This is a genomic window from Roseivivax sediminis (genome assembly GCF_900112685.1).
Lineage (GTDB): Bacteria > Pseudomonadota > Alphaproteobacteria > Rhodobacterales > Rhodobacteraceae > Roseivivax > Roseivivax sediminis.
In genome coordinates, this window is the sequence record NZ_FOMS01000011.1 from 20,759 (window position 1) to 41,508 (window position 20,750).

19 protein-coding genes are annotated in these 20,750 nt (G+C 66.5%); 15 read left to right on the plus strand and 4 right to left on the minus strand.

The genetic code is table 11. From position 1 onward, the window contains the following. Nucleotides 1-197: 197 nt before the first annotated feature. Nucleotides 198-3,047, plus strand: coding sequence for an aminomethyl-transferring glycine dehydrogenase (gene gcvP / locus F3H57_RS16540; RefSeq protein WP_149757065.1), 2,850 nt, complete (start codon nucleotides 198-200; stop codon nucleotides 3,045-3,047). 237 nt (nucleotides 3,048-3,284) lie between these two features. Then, the gene (gene metG / locus F3H57_RS16545; protein WP_149757067.1) at nucleotides 3,285-4,994 is read left to right on the plus strand and encodes a methionine--tRNA ligase; all 1,710 of its coding nucleotides are present in this window, start codon (nucleotides 3,285-3,287) and stop codon (nucleotides 4,992-4,994) included. Nucleotides 4,995-5,260: 266 nt separating this feature from the next. Here the strand turns inward: metG and F3H57_RS16550 are convergent, their stop codons facing one another. Next, nucleotides 5,261-5,695, minus strand: coding sequence for an FKBP-type peptidyl-prolyl cis-trans isomerase (locus tag F3H57_RS16550; protein ID WP_149757069.1), 435 nt, complete (start codon nucleotides 5,693-5,695; stop codon nucleotides 5,261-5,263). Nucleotides 5,696-6,030: 335 nt separating this feature from the next. Here F3H57_RS16550 and F3H57_RS16555 point away from each other — a divergent pair, with 335 nt between their 5' ends. The 3 genes from F3H57_RS16555 (at nucleotide 6,031) to F3H57_RS16565 (ending at nucleotide 7,482) form a co-directional block, all read left to right on the plus strand. Beyond that, nucleotides 6,031-6,597 carry a L,D-transpeptidase gene (locus F3H57_RS16555; protein WP_149757071.1) on the plus strand — a complete coding sequence of 189 codons (567 nt, stop codon included), beginning with the start codon at nucleotides 6,031-6,033 and terminating at the stop codon, nucleotides 6,595-6,597. A 161-nt stretch (nucleotides 6,598-6,758) separates the two neighbouring features. After that, on the plus strand, nucleotides 6,759-6,959 hold the full coding sequence (locus F3H57_RS16560) for a hypothetical protein (protein ID WP_149757073.1): 201 nt from the start codon (nucleotides 6,759-6,761) through the stop codon (nucleotides 6,957-6,959). Between the two features lie 316 nt (nucleotides 6,960-7,275). After that, nucleotides 7,276-7,482 carry a cold-shock protein gene (locus tag F3H57_RS16565; protein WP_085792329.1) on the plus strand — a complete coding sequence of 69 codons (207 nt, stop codon included), beginning with the start codon at nucleotides 7,276-7,278 and terminating at the stop codon, nucleotides 7,480-7,482. A 189-nt stretch (nucleotides 7,483-7,671) separates the two neighbouring features. Here F3H57_RS16565 and F3H57_RS16570 read toward each other — a convergent pair whose 3' ends face one another. Continuing rightward, a complete protein-coding gene (locus F3H57_RS16570) occupies nucleotides 7,672-8,334 on the minus strand; it encodes an arylesterase (RefSeq protein ID WP_188129722.1) in 663 nt (220 codons plus the stop codon). 18 nt (nucleotides 8,335-8,352) lie between these two features. Here F3H57_RS16570 and F3H57_RS16575 point away from each other — a divergent pair, with 18 nt between their 5' ends. Both F3H57_RS16575 and F3H57_RS16580 read left to right on the plus strand, forming a co-directional pair. Further along, nucleotides 8,353-9,045, plus strand: a complete 693-nt coding sequence (locus F3H57_RS16575) for an ABC transporter ATP-binding protein (protein WP_149757075.1) — start codon at nucleotides 8,353-8,355, stop codon at nucleotides 9,043-9,045. Continuing rightward, nucleotides 9,042-11,558 carry an ABC transporter permease gene (locus F3H57_RS16580; RefSeq protein ID WP_149757077.1) on the plus strand — a complete coding sequence of 839 codons (2,517 nt, stop codon included), beginning with the start codon at nucleotides 9,042-9,044 and terminating at the stop codon, nucleotides 11,556-11,558. The genes F3H57_RS16575 and F3H57_RS16580 overlap by 4 nt, the downstream gene beginning before the upstream one ends. Before the next feature lie 41 nt (nucleotides 11,559-11,599). Here the strand turns inward: F3H57_RS16580 and F3H57_RS16585 are convergent, their stop codons facing one another. Further along, entirely contained in the window at nucleotides 11,600-11,890 is a 291-nt protein-coding gene (locus F3H57_RS16585; protein WP_149757079.1) for a DUF6476 family protein, read from the minus strand. Here F3H57_RS16585 and F3H57_RS16590 point away from each other — a divergent pair. The 4 genes from F3H57_RS16590 (at nucleotide 11,889) to F3H57_RS16605 (ending at nucleotide 15,400) form a co-directional block, all read left to right on the plus strand. Then, complete coding sequence (locus tag F3H57_RS16590) at nucleotides 11,889-12,941, plus strand: RluA family pseudouridine synthase (protein WP_149757081.1); 1,053 nt, start codon at nucleotides 11,889-11,891, stop codon at nucleotides 12,939-12,941. The genes F3H57_RS16585 and F3H57_RS16590 overlap by 2 nt on opposite strands. A gap of 148 nt (nucleotides 12,942-13,089) precedes the next feature. Continuing rightward, nucleotides 13,090-13,986 (plus strand): RNA polymerase sigma factor RpoH, encoded by an 897-nt coding sequence (gene rpoH / locus F3H57_RS16595; protein WP_149757083.1) that lies wholly within the window; start codon nucleotides 13,090-13,092, stop codon nucleotides 13,984-13,986. Nucleotides 13,987-14,100: 114 nt separating this feature from the next. Beyond that, a complete protein-coding gene (locus F3H57_RS16600) occupies nucleotides 14,101-15,069 on the plus strand; it encodes a Gfo/Idh/MocA family protein (RefSeq protein ID WP_149757085.1) in 969 nt (322 codons plus the stop codon). Between the two features lie 28 nt (nucleotides 15,070-15,097). Then, complete coding sequence (locus F3H57_RS16605; RefSeq protein ID WP_149757087.1) at nucleotides 15,098-15,400, plus strand: sll1863 family stress response protein; 303 nt, start codon at nucleotides 15,098-15,100, stop codon at nucleotides 15,398-15,400. Between the two features lie 12 nt (nucleotides 15,401-15,412). On the opposite strand, the gene phaZ is transcribed toward F3H57_RS16605, so the two are convergent. Then, nucleotides 15,413-16,681 carry a polyhydroxyalkanoate depolymerase gene (gene phaZ, locus F3H57_RS16610; RefSeq protein WP_149757089.1) on the minus strand — a complete coding sequence of 423 codons (1,269 nt, stop codon included), beginning with the start codon at nucleotides 16,679-16,681 and terminating at the stop codon, nucleotides 15,413-15,415. A 112-nt stretch (nucleotides 16,682-16,793) separates the two neighbouring features. On the opposite strand from phaZ, the gene F3H57_RS16615 reads away from it, so the two are divergent. From F3H57_RS16615 to phaR, 4 genes are all read left to right on the plus strand, one after another. Further along, nucleotides 16,794-18,599: a PHA/PHB synthase family protein gene (locus tag F3H57_RS16615; RefSeq protein WP_149757091.1), complete on the plus strand. Its 1,806-nt coding sequence runs from the start codon at nucleotides 16,794-16,796 to the stop codon at nucleotides 18,597-18,599. 128 nt (nucleotides 18,600-18,727) lie between these two features. After that, nucleotides 18,728-19,183: a phasin family protein gene (locus tag F3H57_RS16620; protein ID WP_149757093.1), complete on the plus strand. Its 456-nt coding sequence runs from the start codon at nucleotides 18,728-18,730 to the stop codon at nucleotides 19,181-19,183. A 299-nt stretch (nucleotides 19,184-19,482) separates the two neighbouring features. Then, a complete protein-coding gene (locus F3H57_RS16625; protein WP_149757095.1) occupies nucleotides 19,483-19,941 on the plus strand; it encodes a phasin, PhaP in 459 nt (152 codons plus the stop codon). Between the two features lie 242 nt (nucleotides 19,942-20,183). Next, nucleotides 20,184-20,732: a polyhydroxyalkanoate synthesis repressor PhaR gene (gene phaR / locus F3H57_RS16630; protein WP_149757097.1), complete on the plus strand. Its 549-nt coding sequence runs from the start codon at nucleotides 20,184-20,186 to the stop codon at nucleotides 20,730-20,732. The last annotated feature ends 18 nt before the right edge of the window (nucleotides 20,733-20,750 follow it).

The window sequence follows — 20,750 nt, forward strand, 5'->3', positions numbered from 1 at the left end:
ACTCGACCGGCGCAGCGCGGGCCTGCCGTGACGGTGCCCGGCACCTGCAGGGTGGAAAATCTGCCCACGACCGCCAGAGCGGCGCCACCGGCGCCGACCTGAACACACCCTGCCGCGGCGCGAGCGCGCGGCGGGGCAAGGATCCGAAGCAACATGCCTGGCCTGGCCCCGCGCCGGTCCGGCAGGGAGAGGACGCGATGGGTTTCGAGCCGACCGACTACCAACCTTACGACTTCGCCAACCGGCGCCATATCGGGCCGTCCCCGGCCGAGATGGACGCGATGTTCACCGAGCTGGGCGTCGCCGATGTCGACGGTCTCATCTCGGAGACGGTGCCGCAATCCATCCTTCAGTCGCAGCCGCTGCAGACCGGCAAGCCGATGTCGGAGCGTCAGCTTCTGTGGTGGATGCGCCAGATCGCCAAGAAGAACACGGTCCTGACCTCGCTGATTGGGCAGGGCTATCACGGCACGATCTGCCCGCCGGCGATCCAGCGCAACATCCTCGAGAACCCCGCCTGGTACACCGCCTACACGCCCTACCAGCCCGAGATCAGCCAGGGCCGGCTCGAGGCGCTGCTGAACTACCAGACGATGGTCTCCGACCTCACCGGGCTGGAGATCGCCAACGCCTCGCTTCTCGACGAGGCGACCGCCTGCGCCGAAGCGATGACCATGGCCGGCCGCGTCGCGAAATCGAAGAAGAAGGCGTTCTTCGTCGACGAGAACTGCCACCCGCAGAACATCGCCGTGGTCAAGACCCGGGCCGAACCCCTGAACATCGAGATCATCGTCGGCGACCCCGACGAAATGGATGCCTCCGCCGTGTTCGGGGCGCTGTTCCAGTATCCCGGCACGCACGGGCACGTGCGCGACCTGACCGATCACATGGCGCGGCTGCACGGCGAGAACGCGGTCGGCATCGTCTCGGCCGACCCGATGGCCCTGTGCCTCCTGAAATCGCCCGGCGAGATGGGCGCCGACATCGCCGTCGGCACGACCCAGCGTTTCGGCGTTCCGATGGGCTATGGCGGCCCGCACGCCGCCTACATCGCCTGCCGCGACGCCTACAAGCGGTCGCTTCCCGGCCGCATCGTGGGCGTGTCGGTGGATGCGCGCGGCAACCGCGCCTACCGCCTCGCCCTCCAGACCCGCGAGCAGCACATCCGGCGCGAGAAGGCGACGTCGAACGTCTGCACCGCGCAGGCGCTTCTGGCGGTCATGGCCGGCTTCTACGCCGTCTTTCACGGGCCCGACGGGCTACGCGCGATCGCGGAGCGGATCCACCGCAAGACCGTGCGGCTGGCGCGCGGGCTGCAGGAGGCCGGCTTCGACGTGGAGCCCGAGAGCTTCTTCGACACGATCACGGTGGAGGTGGGCCTCTTCCAGCAGACGGTGCTCGATGCCGGCGTCCGCGAGGGCGTGAACATGCGCAAGGTCGGGACCACGAAGATCGGCATCTCGATCGACGAAACCACCCGTCCCGCGAAGATCGAGGCGGTCTGGCGCGCCTTCGGCGTCACCCGCAAGGACGAGCCGGCAAGCCGGGAGTACCGACTGCCGGAGCCGCTGGTCCGCACCTCGCCCTACCTCACGCACGAGGTCTTCCACATGAACCGGGCGGAGACCGAGATGGTGCGCTACATGCGCCGGCTCGCCGACCGGGACCTCGCGCTCGACCGGGCGATGATTCCGCTGGGGTCCTGCACCATGAAGCTCAATTCCGCGGCAGAGATGATGCCGCTGAGCTGGCACGAGTTCGCCAACCTGCACCCCTATTGCCCGGCCGATCAGGCGGCGGGCTATCACGAGTTGATCGAGGGGCTGAACGCCAAATTGTGCGAGATCACCGGCTACGACGCGATCTCCATGCAGCCCAATTCGGGCGCGCAGGGCGAGTATGCCGGTCTTCTGACCATCGCCGCCTACCACCGCGCGAACGGGGAGGGGCACCGGAACGTCTGCCTTATCCCGGTCAACGCGCACGGCACCAACCCGGCCTCCGCGCAGATGGTCGGCTGGAAGGTCGTGTCGGTGAAATGCGACGACATGGGCTCCATCGACCTCGACGATTTTCATGCCAAGGTCGAGAAGCACTCCGCCGACCTCGCCGGCATGATGATCACCTATCCCTCGACCCACGGCGTGTTCGAGGAGACGGTGAAGGAGGTCTGCAAGACCGTCCACGATCATGGCGGGCAGGTCTATATCGACGGCGCGAACCTCAACGCCATGGTCGGGATCTCGCGGCCCGGCGATCTTGGCGGCGACGTGAGCCACCTCAACCTGCACAAGACCTTCTGCATCCCGCATGGCGGCGGCGGCCCCGGCATGGGGCCGATCGGGGTGAAGGATCACCTGACCGCGCATCTGCCGTCGCATCCGCTGGCCGGCGAGGGGCCGGGGCCGGTGGCGGCGGCGCCCTTCGGGTCGCCCTCGCTTCTGCCGATCTCCTGGGCCTACGTGCAGATGATGGGCGGCGAGGGGCTGACGCAGGCCACGCGTATCGCCATCCTCAACGCCAACTACATCGCCAAGCGGCTGGAAGGGGCGTACCACGTGCTCTACCGCGGGCCGAAGGGCCGGGTGGCCCATGAATGCATCCTCGACACGCGGCCCTTCGAGAAGAGCGCCGGGGTGACGGTCGACGACATCGCCAAGCGGCTGGTCGATTGCGGCTTCCATGCGCCCACCATGTCCTGGCCGGTGGCGGGCACGCTGATGGTGGAGCCCACGGAAAGCGAGACCAAGGCCGAGCTCGACCGCTTCTGCGACGCGATGCTGGGCATCCGCGAGGAGATCCGCGCCATCGAGGAGGGGCGGATGGACCGCGAGGACAACCCTCTCAAGCGTGCGCCGCACACGGTCGAGGATCTCGTCGGCGACTGGGATCGCGGCTATTCGCGCGAAGAGGGCTGCTTCCCGCCGGGCGCGTTCCGGGTCGACAAGTACTGGCCGCCGGTGAACCGCGTGGACAACGTCTACGGCGACCGGAACCTGATCTGCACCTGCCCGCCGATGGAGGACTATGCCGAAGCGGCGGAGTAGATGAAGGCCGGAGGGAGCGGGGGCCAGCCCCCGCACCCCCGGGATATTTCCGGGCAGATGAAACCGTGGCCTGTTCGGGCGGACGGGCCACTGAAGGTGGGCGCGTGACTGCACCGAATGCGTCGCGGCCCCGATGCGCGCGTGCAGCGAAGATCGGCGCGGGCGGGCCGGGCGGCCACTGGCCCCGCAGCTGGCGATCCGCTAAGGACGGGGGCGGAACGATTGCGGCGGAGCGACATGGCACGGCATCTCATCACCTCGGCCATCCCGTACATCAACGGGATCAAGCACCTGGGCAACCTCGTGGGCTCTCAGCTGCCCGCGGATCTCTACGCCCGTTACTGCCGGGCGCGCGGGCATGAGGTGCTGTTCCTCTGCGCCACGGACGAGCACGGCACCCCGGCGGAGCTTGCCGCCGCGAAGGCCGGCCAGCCGGTGGCCGAGTACTGCGCCGAGATGCACGCGGTGCAGGCAAAGCTGGCCGAGGGCTTCCGCCTGTCCTTCGATCATTTCGGCCGCTCGTCCTCGCCGCAGAACCACCGTCTGACGCAGGCTTTCGCCAAGAGCCTCGACGAGGCCGGGCTGATCCGGGAGGTGAGCGAGACGCAGATGTATTCGCCGCAGGACGGCCGATTCCTGCCCGACCGCTACATCGAGGGGACGTGTCCCAATTGCGGCTTCGAGTCTGCGCGCGGCGATCAGTGCGACAATTGCACCAAGCAGCTCGACCCGGTGGACCTGATCGAGCCGCGCTCGACCATCTCGGGTGCCACGAACCTCGAGATGCGCGAGACCAAGCACCTGTTCCTGCGCCAGTCGGCGATGAAGGACGATCTCGAGGCCTGGATCGACACCAAGACTGACTGGCCGGTCCTGACCACCTCCATCGCCAAGAAATGGCTGAACGATGGCGACGGCCTGCAGGACCGCGGCATCACCCGCGATCTCGACTGGGGCGTGCCGGTGCAACGCGACGACGCGCCGTGGCCGGGCATGGAGGGCAAGGTCTTCTACGTCTGGTTCGATGCGCCGATCGAATACATCGCCTGCGCGCAGGAATGGGAAGAGGCCGGCAAGGGCACCGATTGGGCACGCTGGTGGCGCACCGACAAGGGCGCTGACGACGTGCGCTACACCCAGTTCATGGGCAAGGACAACGTGCCCTTCCACACCCTGTCCTTCCCGGCGACGATCCTCGGCTCGGGCGAGCCGTGGAAGCTCGTCGATTACATCAAGTCGTTCAACTACCTCAATTACGAGGGCGGCCAGTTCTCGACCTCGCGCGGGCGCGGGGTGTTCATGGACCAGGCGCTGGAGATCCTGCCGCCGGACTACTGGCGCTGGTGGCTGCTGAGCCACGCGCCGGAATCGAACGACGCGGAGTTCACCTGGGAGAATTTCCAGACGTCGGTGAACAAGGACCTCGCCGATGTACTCGGCAATTTCGCGTCCCGCGTGACCAAGTTCTGCCGCTCCAAGTTCGGAGAGGAAGTGCCCGCCGGCGGCACGTTCGGCGACCGCGAACGGCAGCTTGTCGCGGACCTTTCGGCGAAGATAGCCGAGTACGAGGCCCAGATGGAGGCGATCGAGGTCCGCAAGGCCGCAGCCGCCCTGCGCGCGGCGTGGGTGCTGGGCAACGAGTACCTGCAGGAGGCTGCGCCCTGGTCCACCTTCAAGGAGGATCCGGAGACCGCGGCGATGCAGATCCGGCTCGGGCTGAACCTCATTCGCCTCTACGCGGTAATCTCCGCGCCGTTCATCCCGGACGCGTCGGCGCAGCTTCTGGGCGCGATGAAGGCCGAGGGGGCCGACTGGCCCTCCGACCTCGATTCTGATCTGCAGGCGCTGGTGCCGGGCCACATCTTCGCGGTGCCCGACGTCACCTTCCGCAAGATCGGGGACGCCGAGCGCGAGGATTGGCAGGCCCGATTCTCGGGCCGTCGCTGATCTCGCCGCGCTACTGGGTGCCCGGCCCGCGGCCTTCGGTTCCCGGACGAAAGAGGGCACCCCCCGGGCGCCGCGCCCCTTCCTTCTTCTCGTTGCAAATACTCCTGCCGGAGGCGCCGCCCGAGCCACTCGCACGCAATGCCGGCATCGGCGCCCTCCGCGCCAAGAGAAAGGGCGCGCGCCGCTCTCCACGGCACACGCCCCGATAGTTTTCCCGTCGAGGAAGTGTCCTGCCCGGGCTGTTCGGCCGCTGCCGGGACAGGCGCTCAGGCGGCCTTGATCTCAACCAGCTCGATGTTGAAGTTCAGATCGTGCCCGGCGAGCGGGTGGTTGGCGTCCAGCATGACCTCGCTCTCGGTCACGTTGGAGACGACCACCGGCACGGTCTCGCCATTCGGGGTCTGCACCTGCAGCTGCGTGCCGAGGTCGAGCGGAATGTCATCCGGAATCTCGGTGCGCGGCACGGCCTGCAGGGCCTCGGGGTTGCGCGCGCCGTAGGCTTCGTCGGCCGGCACTTCCACGGATTTCTTGTCGCCGACCGTCATGCCGGGAAGCGCCTTGTCCAGGCCGGGGATGATCTGGCCCGATCCGACGGTGAACTCAAGCGGGTCGCGTCCTTCGCTGGAATCGAAGGTGGACCCGTCGGTGAGGGTGCCGGTGTAATGAATGAGAACGGTATCGCCCGCTTTGACTTCGGTCATGCGTTGTCCACTTCGTGGCTTGGCGTGGGTTTGGTCCGACGAGGCTGGCCTTTCTCTTCCGTCTTGCCAAGTCGCCCGCCGGGCGCCGTATGCGCTCCTTAGCATGGAATCGTAATGATCCTTGACGCCGATTGCAAAGGGGTCCGCCCGATTTGAAACGAGCGGATCGTCATGCGTGGCTGCATGACTTGACGTCAGGGAGAAACCGCGCCGACCTCTTCGCGTTTGTGTGGCAAACCTGCCATGTGTGCGGAGCCCCACACGGGACGTTGCTTTGATTCCCGGGGCCGCTTCCGCACTATACGCGTGTCATCTCAAGTCGAAAGAGTGCTGCCATGATTTCCCGCCGCCATTTCATTGCCGCCGCCGCGGCAAGCACCGCATTGCCCGCCGCCGCCGAAGCCCAGTCCGGCGGCTTTCAGATTCAGCCGATTTACCGTCCGCAACGCGTGCGCATCAAGCAGGACCTCGGGGCGCCGCAGATCCTGATTCTGCCGCGCGCGCATTTCCTGTATTATGTCGACCAACCTGGCTCGGCGCTGCGCTACGGCGTGGGCGTGGGCCGTGCGGGCCTGGAATTTCAGGGTCAGGCGGTGATTCAGGTCAAGAAGGAATGGCCCACCTGGCGCCCGACCGACGAGATGATCGAGAGAGAGCCGGAGACTTACGGGCGTTTCAAGGGCAACGACTACGTTCAGCCGGGCGGGCCTGACAATCCGCTAGGCGCGCGTGCGCTCTATCTCTTCCAGAACGGCCGTGACACGTTCTACCGTATCCATGGCACGACGCAGCCGCAATCGATCGGACGGTCGGTGTCGAACGGCTGCATCCGGATGCTCAACGAGCACGTCATCGATCTTTACAACCGCGTCGAGATCGGGACCCGAGTCACCGTACTCTGACAGGGGCTCCGGTCGGGCAGGGCGGGTGGCCAGCGTCCCGCCCTTGCCCGCGGTGTGCCTCAATTCCGCCACGCTGCTCTGGCGATACTTCCCCCACGATTACGGGACTTGGCGCAAACGACGCATGGCCCGTAGCCTGGACCCGGAGGAGGACGAGCGGCATGATTGCAGCATCCCTGATCGTCGGCAGCATCGCGGGCGCGTGCGCCGCGCTCTGCGGGGTCTTGCTCACGGGGATGAGCGTGACCGCCGCATTCGGTCTCTACCTCGCGACTCCGCTCGCGCTATCCCTGGTGGTGATCGTCGCGCAGATGATCCGTGCTGCGATCAGCGCGCTGCCCGGGTCGGCCGAGACCGCCTGACTGCCGCGCATCGCGGGTTCGCCCAGGTACGGGACGCGCGCGGCCGTCCGGAAGCAGCGCCCTGCCGGAAAGGCGCGCGTCAACTCCCCGGGATCGTTGGTCTTTGACGTGAACTTTGGTCGTCCGGGCCAAGGGGCGGCCGGCGGCCCGAACGCATTCAGGACTTGTGCGAATCCGTGACCGGCCCCATAAAGCGGCCTGCAAAGTTATCTCTATCGACCTGTCCTCTTCGAAGGCTCAGTCCCTCGATCAAGCAATGACTGAGCCGACCTGCCGCAATCCCGCGGGCAGCCGAAGATCCGAGAGGAGCACGACGATGGCCACCGGCACCGTCAAATGGTTCAACGCCACCAAGGGCTACGGCTTCATCGCCCCCGATGGCGGTTCGAAGGACGTTTTCGTTCACATCAGCGCCGTGGAGCGCTCGGGCCTGACCGGCCTGCAGGACAACCAGAAGGTGTCCTTCGAGATTCAGTCCGGCCGTGACGGCCGCGAATCGGCGGTCGACCTGCAGCTCATGTGAGCGCGCGGCGGGCCGCCGATCCGCCAGTTGCGATACGGTCAGTCGACCGTCGGGCCAAGGCGCGGCGCGCGCCTTGGCTGTTCTAATTTCTCCCGAAATCCAGACCGCGAAGGTCTCCGGCGCCGGCAGCGGGCCGATCCTGTCGTGGATCGCCGAGAGCGCCCTTGATGAAGAGCCGCCCCGGCATCGTCAGTCGGCCGCGCCGAGCAGCGCCTCGACCTCGGGCCCGATGGCCTCCACGATCCGCGCCACGCCCCGCGCGTTCGGGTGGATGCCGTCTTGCTGCATGTAGTCCTGCATCGACGCGGGATCGTCGCCGTCGCGCAGCGGACCGAGGAAATCGGCGAATAGGCGCGCGTCGTACTCTTCCGCCAGATCGGGATAGATCGCTTCGAACTCCTGCTTGTAGCTGGCGCCGTAATTTCCCGGCGCGGTGAGCCCGGCAAGGAGCACGGGCAGATCGCGCTCCGCCGCCGCCTCCAGGATGCCGGTCAGGTTCTCGCGGGTGACCCTGGGCTCGATCCCGCGCAGCAGGTCGTTGCCGCCGAGCGCGACAATCATCGCGTCGGTGTCCTCGCTCAGCGACCACTCGACGCGCGACAGGCCACCGGCGGAGGTGTCGCCCGAGACGCCCGCGTTGATCACGTCCACGTCATGTCCGCGCCCGGTCAGCCAGGCCTCGAGCTGCGGGACGAAGCCGTCGGATTCCGGTAGGCCATAGCCCTGAGTGAGCGAATCGCCCATCGCGACCAGTTCCAGCGGCTCGGCCGCCGCGGCGGGCGCGAGGACGAGCAGCACCAGGGCCGCCTTGCTGCGCCGCAACAAGGCCCCATATCGCGTCAGGCGTTCCATCGAGGTGTTCTCTCCGTCATGTCCGATTCCGTTCTCGCCCTGAAAGATGTGACCCTGCGGCTGATGGGCAATGCCGGCCCGGTCGAGATCCTTCACGGGATCACGATGGACGTGCGCCGGGGCGAGACGCTGGGCCTCGTCGGCCCTTCAGGGTCGGGCAAGTCGTCGCTCCTGATGATCATGGGCGGGCTCGAGCGGGCCACCGGCGGGACGGTCCATGCACTCGGGCAGGATCTGACGGCGATGGACGAGGACGGGCTTGCCCGGTTCCGCCGCGATCACATGGGCGTCGTCTTCCAGAGCTTCCACCTGATCCCGACGATGACCGCGCTGGAGAACGTGGCGACGCCGCTGGAGCTTGCCGGCGACCCGGACGCCTTCGACAAGGCGCGGGCGGAGCTGGAGACGATGGGCCTTGGCGAGCGGCTCGACCATTACCCGTCGCAGATGTCGGGCGGGGAACAGCAGCGCGTCGCGCTCGCTCGGGCTGCGGCGCCCCGGCCCGAGATCCTCCTGGCGGACGAGCCGACCGGTAACCTCGATGGGCAGACCGGGCAGGCCATCGTCGACCTTCTCTTCGGCCTGCGCGACCGCCACGGGGCGACGCTGGTTCTCGTTACCCACGCCCCCGCGCTGGCCGAGCGCTGCGACCGCGTCTTGCGTCTGCGCGACGGCCGTGCCGAAACGGGCAACCTGCGGGCGGCGGAATGAGCCTGAGGACGGCGGCGACCTTTGCGCGGCGGGAGCTTCGGGGCGGCCTGAAGGGCTTTCGCATCTTCCTTGCCTGCCTCGCACTCGGCGTGGCGGCGATCGCGGGCGTCGGCTCCGTGCGATCGGCCATCCAGGCGGGGCTGGAGGATCAGGGCGCGGTGCTACTGGGCGGCGATGCGCAGGCGGAGTTCACCTATCGCTTCGCGACCGACGACGAACGCGCGTGGCTGGAGGAGATCGCGACCGAGGTGTCGGAGATCGCCGATTTCCGCTCCATGGCCGTGGTGCCGGGGGCGGAGGGCAGCGACCGCGCGCTGACACAGGTGAAGGCGGTCGACGACGCCTATCCCCTTCTCGGCGCGGTGGAGCTTGAACCCGCGATGTCGCTGGGCGAGGCGCTCGACGGGAATGGCGCGGTGATGGCGCCGATCCTCGCCGACCGGCTGGGGCTGGAGCCGGGCGATACGTTCCGGCTCGGCGACAAGGACTTCACGCTGTCGGCGCGGCTTCTGACGGAGCCGGACGACGCCAGCGGCGGCTTCTCTCTCGGTCCCCGGACGATCGTGCGCAGCGCGGCGCTGGAGGGCACCGGCCTTCTGTCGCCCGGCACGCTGTTCGAAACGCAATACCGGCTGACATTGCCCGAGGACGCCGACCTCGACGCGCTCGCGGCCGAGGCCGAGCGGCGCTACCGCGACAGCGGCATCCGCTGGCGCGACGCCCGGAACGGCGCGCCGGGCACGGCTCAGTTCGTCGAACGGCTGGGCGCGTTCCTGGTGCTCGTGGGGCTCTCGGGCCTCGCGGTCGGCGGGATCGGCGTGTCCTCGGCCGTGCGCGCGTATCTCGCGCGCAAGACCTCCGTGATCGCGACGCTCCGGACGCTCGGCGCCAGCCGCGCGACGATTTTCCAGACCTATTTCCTGCAGGTCGGCGCGCTCGCGGCGCTCGGCATCGCCATCGGGCTGGTGCTGGGCGCGGCGCTGCCGATGGCCTTCGCGCCGCTCATCTCGGACGCGCTGCCGGTCCCGACGCTCTTCGGGCTGCATCCCCGCCCGCTGATCGAGGCGGCGATCTACGGCGTGCTGACCGCGCTTCTCTTCACGCTCTGGCCGCTGGCGCGGACGGAGGAGGTCCGCGCCGCGACCCTGTTCCGCGATGCATTGTCCTCGGCAAGGGCCTTGCCAGCGCCGCGCTACGTGGTCGCGACGGCGGTTCTGACCGCGCTTCTCGTCGGCATCGCGATGGCGTTCTCGGGCGCGGTGGAGCTGACGCTCTGGACTGCCGGGGGCATCATCGGATCGCTCGCGATCCTCGTTGCCGCCGCCTTCGCCCTGCGCTGGCTGGCGCGGCGGGCGGCGCCGGGCGCGCGCGGCCGGCCGGCGCTGCGCTGGGCGCTGGGGGCCATCGGCGGGCCGCGTGACGAGGCCGCGTCGGTGGTGCTGTCGCTGGGCCTCGGCCTCGCCGTCCTGTCGGCCATCGGGCAGATCGACGGGAACCTGCGCGCCGCGATCAGCCGCGATCTGCCCGATGTCGCGCCGTCGTTCTTCTTCGTGGATATCCAGAAGGACCAGATGCCGCGCTTTCTCGAGATCGTGGAGGGCGATGCGGCGGTCGAGAAGGTCGAGTCCGCGCCGATGCTGCGCGGCATCATCACCGAGATCAACGGCACCTCCGCTCAGGAAGTCGCGGGCGATCACTGGGTGATCCAGGGCGACCGCGGCGTGACCTATTCCGATCGACCCTCCGAGGAGACGCGGATCACCGAAGGCGAATGGTGGCCCGAGGACTACGACGGCCCGCCGCAGGTCAGCTTCGCCGCCGACGAGGCGGCGGAAATCGGGCTGTCGCTGGGCGACGAGATCACCATGAACATCCTCGGCCGCGACATCACCGCCGAGATCACCAGCTTCCGCGTCGTGGATTTCTCCACCGCCGGGATGGGCTTCGTGATGTCGATGAACCCGGCGGCGCTGGAGGGGGCGCCGCACACCTTCATCTCCACCGTCTACGCCGATGCGGAGGCCGAGGCGGGCGTGCTGCGCGCCGTCGCGGACGAGATGCCGAACGTCACGGCGGTCGGCGTCAGGGACGCCATCGACCGGGTATCGCAGCTTCTGGCCGGCGTGTCCGAGGCGGTGCGCTGGGGCGCGGCGGCGACGCTGCTGACCGGGTTTCTCGTGCTGATCGGAGCGGCGGCTGCTGGCGAGCAGGCGCGCACCTACGAGGCGGCGGTGCTGAAGACGCTGGGCGCTTCGCGCGCTCGGATCCTGACGAGCTTCGCGCTTCGGGCCGCGCTTCTGGGCGCGGGGGCGGGCGTCGTGGCGATCGTCGCGGGGATCGGCGGCGGCTGGGCCGTGACCGCGTTCGTGATGGAGACGACCTTTGCGCCGATCTGGCCCTCGGCGCTGGGCATCGTGATCGGCGGCGTGGTGGCGACGCTGGTGGCGGGGCTCGCCTTCGCGTGGCGGCCGCTGGCGGCGCGGCCGGCGCAGGTGCTGCGGGCGCGCGAATAGGCGGCCGCCGCAGGGGTGGGCAGATTGCCCACCCTAGGGGATCAGGGCGTAACGGTGACGCGCTGGCGCAGATCCCCGGTCAGGCGGTCGTAGATCAGGATCTCGCCCCCGTCGGTCACGATCGCGTACCAGTCCGGCCCTTGGGTGAACGCCGTCGCCGTGGCGCCGTCGGGCAGCGCGATCTCGGACGGCAGTGTCGGCGGATCGGTCCGCAAGCGCATGACAAGGAGCGCCGTGATCGTTAGAACCCCGCCGATCATGACCACCGTCAGCACCGTGACGAGGGTCTTGAGCCAGCGCAATTCGGGGGCCGGATCGGGAGACTCGTCCATGGCAGAGCGCGTCCTTCGCGTGGTGATCGGGGCGGCGCCGCCCCCGCGTCTTGATAAGGCGCTGGCGCGCGACGTGCCAGAGGCGGAGGCGCTGTCGCGCACCCGCCTTGCGCGGCTGATCGCGGAGGGGGCCGTAACGCGCGGTGGCGCGCCCGTGACCGACGCCAAGGCGGCGGCGGCCGAGGGCGACGCGTTCGAGATCCGCGTGCCCGAGGCGGCGGAGGTGGCGATCGCGCCCGAGGCCATCCCGCTCGACATCCGTTACGAGGATGCCGACCTCTGCGTGGTGATGAAACCCGCCGGAATGGTCGTGCACCCCGCGCCGGGCAATCCCTCGGGCACGCTGGTCAACGCGCTTCTGGCGCATTTCGGCGCCGACCTGTCGGGTGTCGGCGGGGAGCGGCGGCCCGGCATCGTGCACCGGATCGACAAGGATACGAGCGGTCTTCTGGTGGTGGCGAAGTCCGACCGGGCGCATCACGGCCTGGCCGAGCAGTTCGCCGCGCACGACGTGGAGCGGCGCTACCTCGCGCTCTGTCACGGCGTGCCCGAGGTCGGCGATCCGCGGCTGCGCGGCACCCGCGGCGTGGACGTGGAGTCCGGCGGCGTGATCCGCATCGCCACCGGGATCGGCCGGCATCGCACCGACCGTCAGCGGCAGACGGTGCAGTTCGAGAGCGGGCGGCGCGCGGTGACGCGGGCGCGGGTGGTTGAAACCTTCGGGACGCCGCCGGCATTGGCTCTGGTGGAATGTCGGTTGGAGACCGGGCGCACGCACCAGATCCGGGTCCACATGGCGCATGCCGGGCACGGGCTGGTCGGCGATGCGGTCTATGGCGGACGACGCGTGAAGGCACGGGCCTTGCGGCCGGAGGCGGCCGAGGCGGTCTCCTCGTTCCCGCGGCAGGCGCTGCACGCGGCGAGCCTTGGGTTCGTGCATCCGGGGACCGGCGAAATGCTGCGCTTCGAGGCGGATCTGCCGGCCGACATGGCCACTCTTATCACGATTTTGCGAACAGATGGACGCGAAACACACAGCACAGGTGCGTGAGTGCACGTAGAAATGGGATCAACTCCGACGGGTTCGGCGTTATGCCTTCGTTAAAGGAATCGAACGATCCTAGCTTGAAACCCCTCGGGCGGCTTCCCACCTCAGAGCGAAGGGGATGTTAAGCCCTTAAACATATGGAGGGACGGTCATGAGCAACTACGGAAATCTGCCGGCACCGTCGCCGGAGGCGGGTCTCAGCCGCTATCTCCAGGAAATCCGCAAGTTCCCGCTCCTCGAGCCGGAAGAAGAATACATGCTGGCCAAGCGCTGGGTGGAGGATCAGGACGCGGAGTCCGCGCACAGGCTCGTGACCTCGCACCTGCGCCTCGCCGCGAAGATCGCCATGGGGTATCGCGGATACGGCCTGCCGCAGGCGGAAGTTATCTCGGAGGCGAATGTCGGCCTGATGCAGGCGGTCAAGCGCTTCGATCCGGAGAAGGGCTTCCGCCTCGCAACTTACGCGATGTGGTGGATTCGCGCGTCAATCCAGGAATACATCCTGCGGTCATGGAGCCTCGTGAAGCTCGGCACCACGTCGGCGCAGAAGAAGCTGTTCTTCAACCTGCGCAAGGCCAAGAGCCGGATCGGCGCGCTGGAAGACGGTGATCTGCGCCCCGAACACGTGCAGAAGATCGCCACCGATCTCGGCGTGACCGAGGACGAGGTGATCTCCATGAACCGGCGCCTGTCGGGTTCGGACGCTTCGCTCAATGCCCAGGTCGGGCAGGAAGGCGAAGGGACGATGCAATGGCAGGACTGGCTGGAAGACGAAGACGCCAACCAGGCCGAGGATTACGAGGCCAAGGATGAGCTTGAATCGCGCCGGGCGATGCTGGCCGAGGCGATGGATGTGCTCAACGACCGAGAAAAGGACATCCTGACCAAGCGCCGCCTCGCCGACCAACCGATGACTCTGGAAGACCTGTCGGGCGAATATGACGTCAGTCGCGAACGTATCCGCCAGATCGAGGTGCGCGCCTTCGAGAAGTTGCAGAAGCGGATGACGGAGCTTGCCCGCGAACAGGGCATGCTGACCAGCGCCTGAGGCGCCGAAGTATCCGACATGCGACACGGGCGGTGGCGGGCCTGTTCCGCCGCCGCCCTTTGCTTTCCGGGACATGCGCGCCACCTTGGGCGTGACATATCCGGAGGGCAGACCATGACCGATCACATTCGCTGGGGCATCCTCGGTGCCGCGAACTTCGCAAAGGCGCAGATGGGGCCGGCGATCCACGCCGCCCGCCGGGGCACGCTTTCGGCGCTGGCCACTTCGAGCGCCGAGAAGTCCGCCGGGTTCACGGCGTTCGCCCCGGGCCTGCGCGTTCACCAAGACTACGACGCGCTGCTGAACGATCCCGAGATCGACGCGATCTATATCCCGCTGCCGAACCACATGCATGTCGACTGGACGCTGCGCGCGCTCGATGCCGGCAAGCACGTCCTATGCGAGAAGCCGCTCGCGATGCAGGAAGGCGCCTTCGACGACGTCATCGCCGCGCGTGACCGCACCGGCAAGCTTGCGGCCGAGGCGTACATGATCGTTCACCATCCGCAGTGGCAAAAGGCGAAGGCGCTCTACGAGGACGGCGCGATCGGCAGCCTCGTCACGGTGAATGCGATGTTCGCCTTCCACAACGACGACCCCACGAACATCCGCAACAAGGCAGAGACGGGCGGCGGGTCGATCCCCGATATCGGCGTCTACATCTACGGCTCCACCCGCTTCGTCACCGGCGAGGAGCCTCAGGAGATCGTGATGACGGATATCGCACGCGACAACGGCGTCGACACGCGCGCTCACGTCGCCGCGCGTTTCCCGTCCTTCCTGTTCACCGGCTACACTTCCACCCGCATGGCCCCGTATCAGCAGATCGTCTACCACGGCACGGAAGGCATCATGCGCCTGACCGCGCCGTTCAATCCGATGGTCTATGGCGAGGCGCAAATCGTCCTGCAGGACGCGGAACAGAGGGTCACCACGCTTCGTTTCCCCTCGGACAACCACTACGTGCGGCAGGTGGAAGCCTTCAATGCCAGCGTTCTGGATGGCACGCCCTATCCATGCCCGCTGGAGTTCTCGCGCGGGACGCAGGCCATGATCGACATGGTGCTCGCCGCCGAAGGATGACCCGCCGCAGCAAGCGCAGGAGGACGCCATGACCGATCACAATGATCCCGAAGACAAGAGCGCCTATCAGCGCCGCGTCGAGGCCAAGCTCGACGAATGGCAGGCCGAGATCGACCGCCTGCGCGCCAAGGCGCGCGGCGAAGCGGCCGAGAAGCAGATCGAGTACGAGCGCGAGGCGAAGGATCTCGAGATCAAGAAACAGGAAATGCGCCAGCGCTACGACGAGCTCAAGCGCAATTCCGGCGAGGCGTGGCGCGACGTGCGGCAGGGCCTCGACAGTGCCTGGGACAGTGTCGAGGCGGCCTTCAAGAAGGCGCGGGCGCGGTTCTGAGCCGCGCCGCGCTCAGTTGACGACGGACAGGCCGGTCTGTCCGTCGACGCTGTCGGAGTTCTGGTCGATGAAATCGAGAACGAGGGGCCGGATGTTGTTGCGCCAGCTCCGCCCGGCGAAGATGCCGTAATGTCCCGCACCGGGTTCAAGATGGCTCGCCTTTTTCTCGGGCGGCAGGCCGGTGAGCAGGTCCAGAGCGGCCACGCATTGTCCGGGGGCGGAGATATCGTCGTTCGCGCCCTCGACCGTCTTCACTGCGACTGTGGTGATCTTGCCGATATCGACCGGTTTGCCTTCGACGGTGAACGCGTTCTTGGCGATCTCGCGGTCCTTGAAGATCCGCTCCACCGTCGAAAGATAGAACTCGGCGGGCATGTCCATCACGGCGAGGTATTCGTCGTAGAACTTGTTGTGAGCGTCGTGATCCCCGGCCTCGCCGCGCGCGACGCGCATGATCTGCTCGGTGAACGCCTTGGAATGCCGGTCCATGTTCATCGACATGAAGGAGCTGAGCTGCAGCAGCCCCGGATACACCCGCCGGCCGACCCCGGCGTATTTGAAGCCGACCCGCTGGCACATCGTTTCCTCGAGCTGGCCCATGGTGACGCGGTGGCCGAAATCGGTCACGTCCGTGGGGGTCGCGTCAGGGTCGATCGGCCCGCCGATCAGGGTGAGCGACCGCGGCTGCGCGCTGGGATCCTCCTCGGCGAGATAGGCGGTCGCGGCGAGCGTCAGCGGCGCCGGTTGGCATACCGCCACGACATTGGTGTCGGGACCGAGATGGCGCATGAATTCCACGAGATAGAGGGTATAATCCTCCACGTCGAACTTGCCGGCGCTGACCGGAATGTCCCTCGCATTATGCCAGTCGGTGACATAGACTTCGCAATTGGTGATGAGGGACTTGACGGTCGAGCGGAGGAGCGTCGCGTAATGGCCCGACATCGGCGCCACGAGCAGGATCTTGCGTGGTTGCGGCGCGCGGCCGGCGACCTCGAAATGCAGAAGGTCGCCGAAAGGGCGTTCGACAACCGTGCGCACGTTCACGAGGTGGTCGCGCCCGTCGTCGCAGGTGATCGTGTCGATGCCCCAGTCGGGCTTGGCGACCATACGTTCGAAGCTGCGCTCCGTCACCTCGCCCCAGGCGGCCATCCACCGGATCATGGGGTTGGGAAGCATCGCCATGTGCGGATAAGAGGCAAGTGTACGCGCCGTCGCGCCGAGCCACTGATTCGTGTTCCGCACGGTCTCCATCATGTCGTAGGTCGCCATGTAGCGCATGATCTGCGTCTCCTTTTGCCGGAATACAGACCGGCTCACTTGCCGTCGCACGCGCCTCGTGCACAGGGCGGCATATGCTGCACTGCGGAGAACCTAGGGGGGAATGTCAGCAATGGCAACTGAGACCAATGCCGTACCGGAGCTCAACGTGGCACGGTTGAATGAGAATTTGGCTAAGGTCGAGGAACTGTCGCAGCGTCTCATCAACGCCATGACGCAGAAAAAGACGGTGAATCCCGCGCTTTCCGGCCCCAGTCAGGATCTCTATGCCAAGGCGGTTACCGCCTACTGGCAGGAATGGCTTCACAATCCGGCAAAGGTAATGGAGCATCAGATCGAATTCTGGGGCCAGTCGGTCACCCATTACCTGGAGGCCCAGCAGGCGCTGGCATCCGGCCGGCTTCGGGCGCCAGACGATCCCGGCCCTTCCGACAAGCGGTTCTCCAATCCTCTGTGGGACACGCATCCCTATTTCAACTTCATAAAGCAGCAATACCTGATCAACAGCCGCGCAATCGAACAGGCGGTCGCCGACATCGAGGATATGGAGCCGACCGAGAAGCGGCGCCTGAAATACTTCGCACGGCAGATCGTCGACATGATGGCGCCCACCAATTTCCTCGCCACCAATCCCGAGGCACTGGAAAAGGCGGTGGAGACCGAGGGCGAGAGCCTCGTGCGCGGCATGGAAAACCTGATCGCCGATCTGGAGGCGAACGACGGCGAGCTTGTGGTGCGCCTCGCTGACGAGAGCGCGTTCGAGATCGGGGGGAACATCGCCACGGCGGACGGAGAGGTGATCTTCCGCAACCGCATGATGGAGGTGATCCAGTACAGCCCCACAACCGAGAAGGTGAAGGAGACGCCTATCGTCCTCTTCCCGCCCTGGATCAACAAGTTCTACATCCTCGACCTGAAGGAGAAGAACAGCTTCATCCGCTGGGTGGTCGATCAGGGCTACACGCTGTTCGTGGTCAGCTGGGTGAACCCGGACGAAAGCTACCGCGACGTGTCGCTCGACGATTACGTCGAAGAGGGATTCCTGACCGCCATCGAGACGGTGAAATCGGTCACCGGGCAGGACCGGATCAATGCCATCGGCTACTGTATCGCGGGCACGACGCTGTCGCTGACCCTGTCGCTGCTGAAGCAGCGCGGCGACAAGTCGATCAAGTCGGCGACCTTCTTCACCGCGCTCACCGATTTTTCCGACCAGGGGGAGTTCACCCCCTTCCTGCAGGACGATTTCGTCGACGGGATCGAGGCGGAGGCAGAGCGCGAGGGCGTGCTGCGGTCATTCATCATGGCGCGCACTTTTTCCTTCCTGCGCTCCAACGACCTGATCTACGGCCCTGCGATCAAGTCCTATATGATGGGCGAGACGCCGCCGGCCTTCGACCTTCTCTACTGGAACGGGGACGGGGCGAACCTGCCGGCGCGCATGGTGGTGCAGTACCTGCGCGACCTATGCCAGAAGAACGCCTTCTGCGAGGACGGTATGGAAATTCTCGGCGAGCGGGTGCACGTCGAGGACGTGGACGTGCCGCTGTGCGCCATCGCCTGCGAGACCGATCACATCGCCGCCTGGAAGGACTGTTATCGCGGCATGTCGCTGACCGGGTCGCGCCAACGCACTTTCATCGTCTCGGAATCCGGGCACATCGCCGGCATCGTCAATCCGCCGTCGAAGAAGAAGTACGGCCATTACATCAACGACGACCTTACCGGCACCGCCGATGAGTGGTTCGAGGGCGCGAGCTACCACGAAGGCTCGTGGTGGCCCGTCTGGGAAAGCTGGATCGCCAAGCGTTCGGGCAAGTGGGTGGAGGCGCGCACGCCGGGGGATTCGCGGCATCCGCCCATAGAGCCGGCACCGGGGTCCTACGTGAAAGTGAAGGCGCGTCAGTCCGAACAATAGCTTAGTGGATTCTTGCTGCGGCGCAGCGAAAATCCTTGAAATGCTGCGGTGCGGCGTCCATATTTCGAGCAGCAACGGAAGACCGGCGGGGGTGGCCCGCTGTCCGATGCAAGCGAGAGGGAATTGAGATGGCTGCAAAGACCCAGGACTTCACGACCATGATGAAGGACATGATGGGCGCGTTCCCGGTGGACACCGCCGCGATGGAAGACGCGTTCAAGACCACCGCCACGCTGAACGAGAAGCTTTCGGGCGTCGCGCTCGAAGCGGCCGAAAAGTCGACCGAGATCTCGTCCAAGTGGACCAAGGACACGCTCACCAGGCTCAGCGAAATGTCCAAGGCGAAGTCGGAGCCCGCCGACTACGCGAAGGCGATGACCGAGTTTGCTTCGGCCCAGGCCGAGATGACGGCAGAGCACATGGCCGCCTTCGCCGAGGTCGCCAAGAAGGTCCAGATGGACACAGTGGAGCTTATGATGGCAGCCGGCAAGGACATGTCCGAGGATGCGTCCGCCGCCATGAAGAAGGCGACTCAGGACATGACCGCGAACGCCAAGAAGGCGACCACCGCGGCCGCGAAGTAATCGCGATCGGATACGCGCCGCTCTCCTCCCAAATCGCGGTGCGCATGTCTGGCGGGTTCTCCGGAGCCCGCCTTTTTCGTGTCCGGTCGTCCCCTGATCGCGCCTTCGCGCCCGCAGCATTTTTCTCCAAAAGCGTCGGGAGTGCAGGGTAAAAGCATGATTTATTTGAGAAAAAATTTATGCTGCAGCGCAGCAAAAATGTCTTGAAACGACGCGCGACCCGGTCCATATCTTTGCCATGACGCGGGGGCACGAAAGACGCTCCCAACGGAACTCAGGACCGACCAGGAGAGCCCACCATGACCAAGCAAACCCAAGATTTCGAAGCCATGCTCCGCAATGCAATGGACGCCTTTCCCGTGAAGGGCGACGCGTTCGAAGCCGGCTTCAAGCGCAGCGCAGAGCTGAACGAGAAGCTCACGCAGATCGCAGTCGACGCCGCCGGCCGCAGCACCGAGCTGTCCTCCGAGTGGACCAAGGACACGCTGGCCCGGGTCACCGACCTGACGCGCGCCAAGCAGGATCCGGCTGATTACGCCCAGAGCTTCGCAGACTTCGGCGCCAAGCAGGCCGAAGCCACCATGGAGCGCATGACCGCCTTCGCGGAAATCGCCAAGGCGACGCAGATGGCCACCATCGAAGCGCTGATGGAAGCCGGCAAGTCCTCGACCGAGGCCGCTTCGAAGAATGCGACGGCCGCGGCCAAGAAGACCGCATCCACCGCGAAATCCGCGGCGTCCAACGCAAGCGCCAGCTAAGGTAGCCGCGGCGACTGCCCCGCAGCGTTGAGAACTGCCTCCAAACCGCGCCCGCACCCGGGCGCGGTTTTTCACATCCGGGCGCGCGACTCGGCGTCGTGGACGGCGGTCATGCCGCGGCTGCGAAATCCGCGACGAGGGAAAATCCGTTCCGCCACCGCAGGCTGCATCACAACGCTTGCCCCCGGCGCGGCCCTGCGCCTAGACTTTTCTGCACCTGCTCTGGTCCGGAGGAACCTGCCTTGCCCGACGCCGACAAGCCGCTGCTGATCAAGCGCTACGCCAGCCGTCGTCTCTACAACACGGAGACGAGCGACTACGTCACGCTCGAGGATATCGCCGGCTTCATCCGCGACGGCCGCGAGGTGAAGATCGTCGACCTGAAGTCCGGGGACGACCTGACCCGGCAATACCTGCTGCAGATCGTCGCCGAACACGAGAGCCGTGGCGAAAGCGTTCTGCCGATCAACGTGCTCACCGATCTCGTGCGCAGCTACACCACTCAGGCGACGTCCATGGTCCCGCAATTTCTTGCCGCTTCGTTCGACGCCTTCCGCTCCAGCCAGGAAAAATGGGTGGAGAACATGAATCAGATGAACCCTATGACGAAGATGCCGGGGTTCGAGGCGGTTCAGGCGCAGCAAGAGGCCTTCCTGAAGGCGATGACCGGCAACACCCCGGGATGGCCGAGCGGGCCCGCCCCGGAAGGGGAGGAGAAAGAAGAGGATCTCGAATCCATCAAGAAACAGCTGGCAGAGCTGCAGGAAAAGCTGTCCAAGATGAACAAGTAAGGCCGGCGGCGGGGCCCT

Excerpts from the sequence above, each read along its gene's own strand:
- gcvP (WP_149757065.1), top strand. The coding sequence starts at position 198 with ATGGGTTTCGAGCCGACCGACTACCAACCTTACGACTTCGCCAACCGG.
- metG (WP_149757067.1), top strand. The coding sequence starts at position 3,285 with ATGGCACGGCATCTCATCACCTCGGCCATCCCGTACATCAACGGGATC.
- F3H57_RS16550 (WP_149757069.1), bottom strand. The coding sequence starts at position 5,695 with ATGACCGAAGTCAAAGCGGGCGATACCGTTCTCATTCATTACACCGGC.
- F3H57_RS16555 (WP_149757071.1), top strand. The coding sequence starts at position 6,031 with ATGATTTCCCGCCGCCATTTCATTGCCGCCGCCGCGGCAAGCACCGCA.
- F3H57_RS16560 (WP_149757073.1), top strand. The coding sequence starts at position 6,759 with ATGATTGCAGCATCCCTGATCGTCGGCAGCATCGCGGGCGCGTGCGCC.
- F3H57_RS16565 (WP_085792329.1), top strand. The coding sequence starts at position 7,276 with ATGGCCACCGGCACCGTCAAATGGTTCAACGCCACCAAGGGCTACGGC.
- F3H57_RS16570 (WP_188129722.1), bottom strand. The coding sequence starts at position 8,334 with ATGGAACGCCTGACGCGATATGGGGCCTTGTTGCGGCGCAGCAAGGCG.
- F3H57_RS16575 (WP_149757075.1), top strand. The coding sequence starts at position 8,353 with ATGTCCGATTCCGTTCTCGCCCTGAAAGATGTGACCCTGCGGCTGATG.
- F3H57_RS16580 (WP_149757077.1), top strand. The coding sequence starts at position 9,042 with ATGAGCCTGAGGACGGCGGCGACCTTTGCGCGGCGGGAGCTTCGGGGC.
- F3H57_RS16590 (WP_149757081.1), top strand. The coding sequence starts at position 11,889 with ATGGCAGAGCGCGTCCTTCGCGTGGTGATCGGGGCGGCGCCGCCCCCG.
- F3H57_RS16585 (WP_149757079.1), bottom strand. The coding sequence starts at position 11,890 with ATGGACGAGTCTCCCGATCCGGCCCCCGAATTGCGCTGGCTCAAGACC.
- rpoH (WP_149757083.1), top strand. The coding sequence starts at position 13,090 with ATGAGCAACTACGGAAATCTGCCGGCACCGTCGCCGGAGGCGGGTCTC.
- F3H57_RS16600 (WP_149757085.1), top strand. The coding sequence starts at position 14,101 with ATGACCGATCACATTCGCTGGGGCATCCTCGGTGCCGCGAACTTCGCA.
- F3H57_RS16605 (WP_149757087.1), top strand. The coding sequence starts at position 15,098 with ATGACCGATCACAATGATCCCGAAGACAAGAGCGCCTATCAGCGCCGC.
- phaZ (WP_149757089.1), bottom strand. The coding sequence starts at position 16,681 with ATGCGCTACATGGCGACCTACGACATGATGGAGACCGTGCGGAACACG.
- F3H57_RS16615 (WP_149757091.1), top strand. The coding sequence starts at position 16,794 with ATGGCAACTGAGACCAATGCCGTACCGGAGCTCAACGTGGCACGGTTG.
- F3H57_RS16620 (WP_149757093.1), top strand. The coding sequence starts at position 18,728 with ATGGCTGCAAAGACCCAGGACTTCACGACCATGATGAAGGACATGATG.
- F3H57_RS16625 (WP_149757095.1), top strand. The coding sequence starts at position 19,483 with ATGACCAAGCAAACCCAAGATTTCGAAGCCATGCTCCGCAATGCAATG.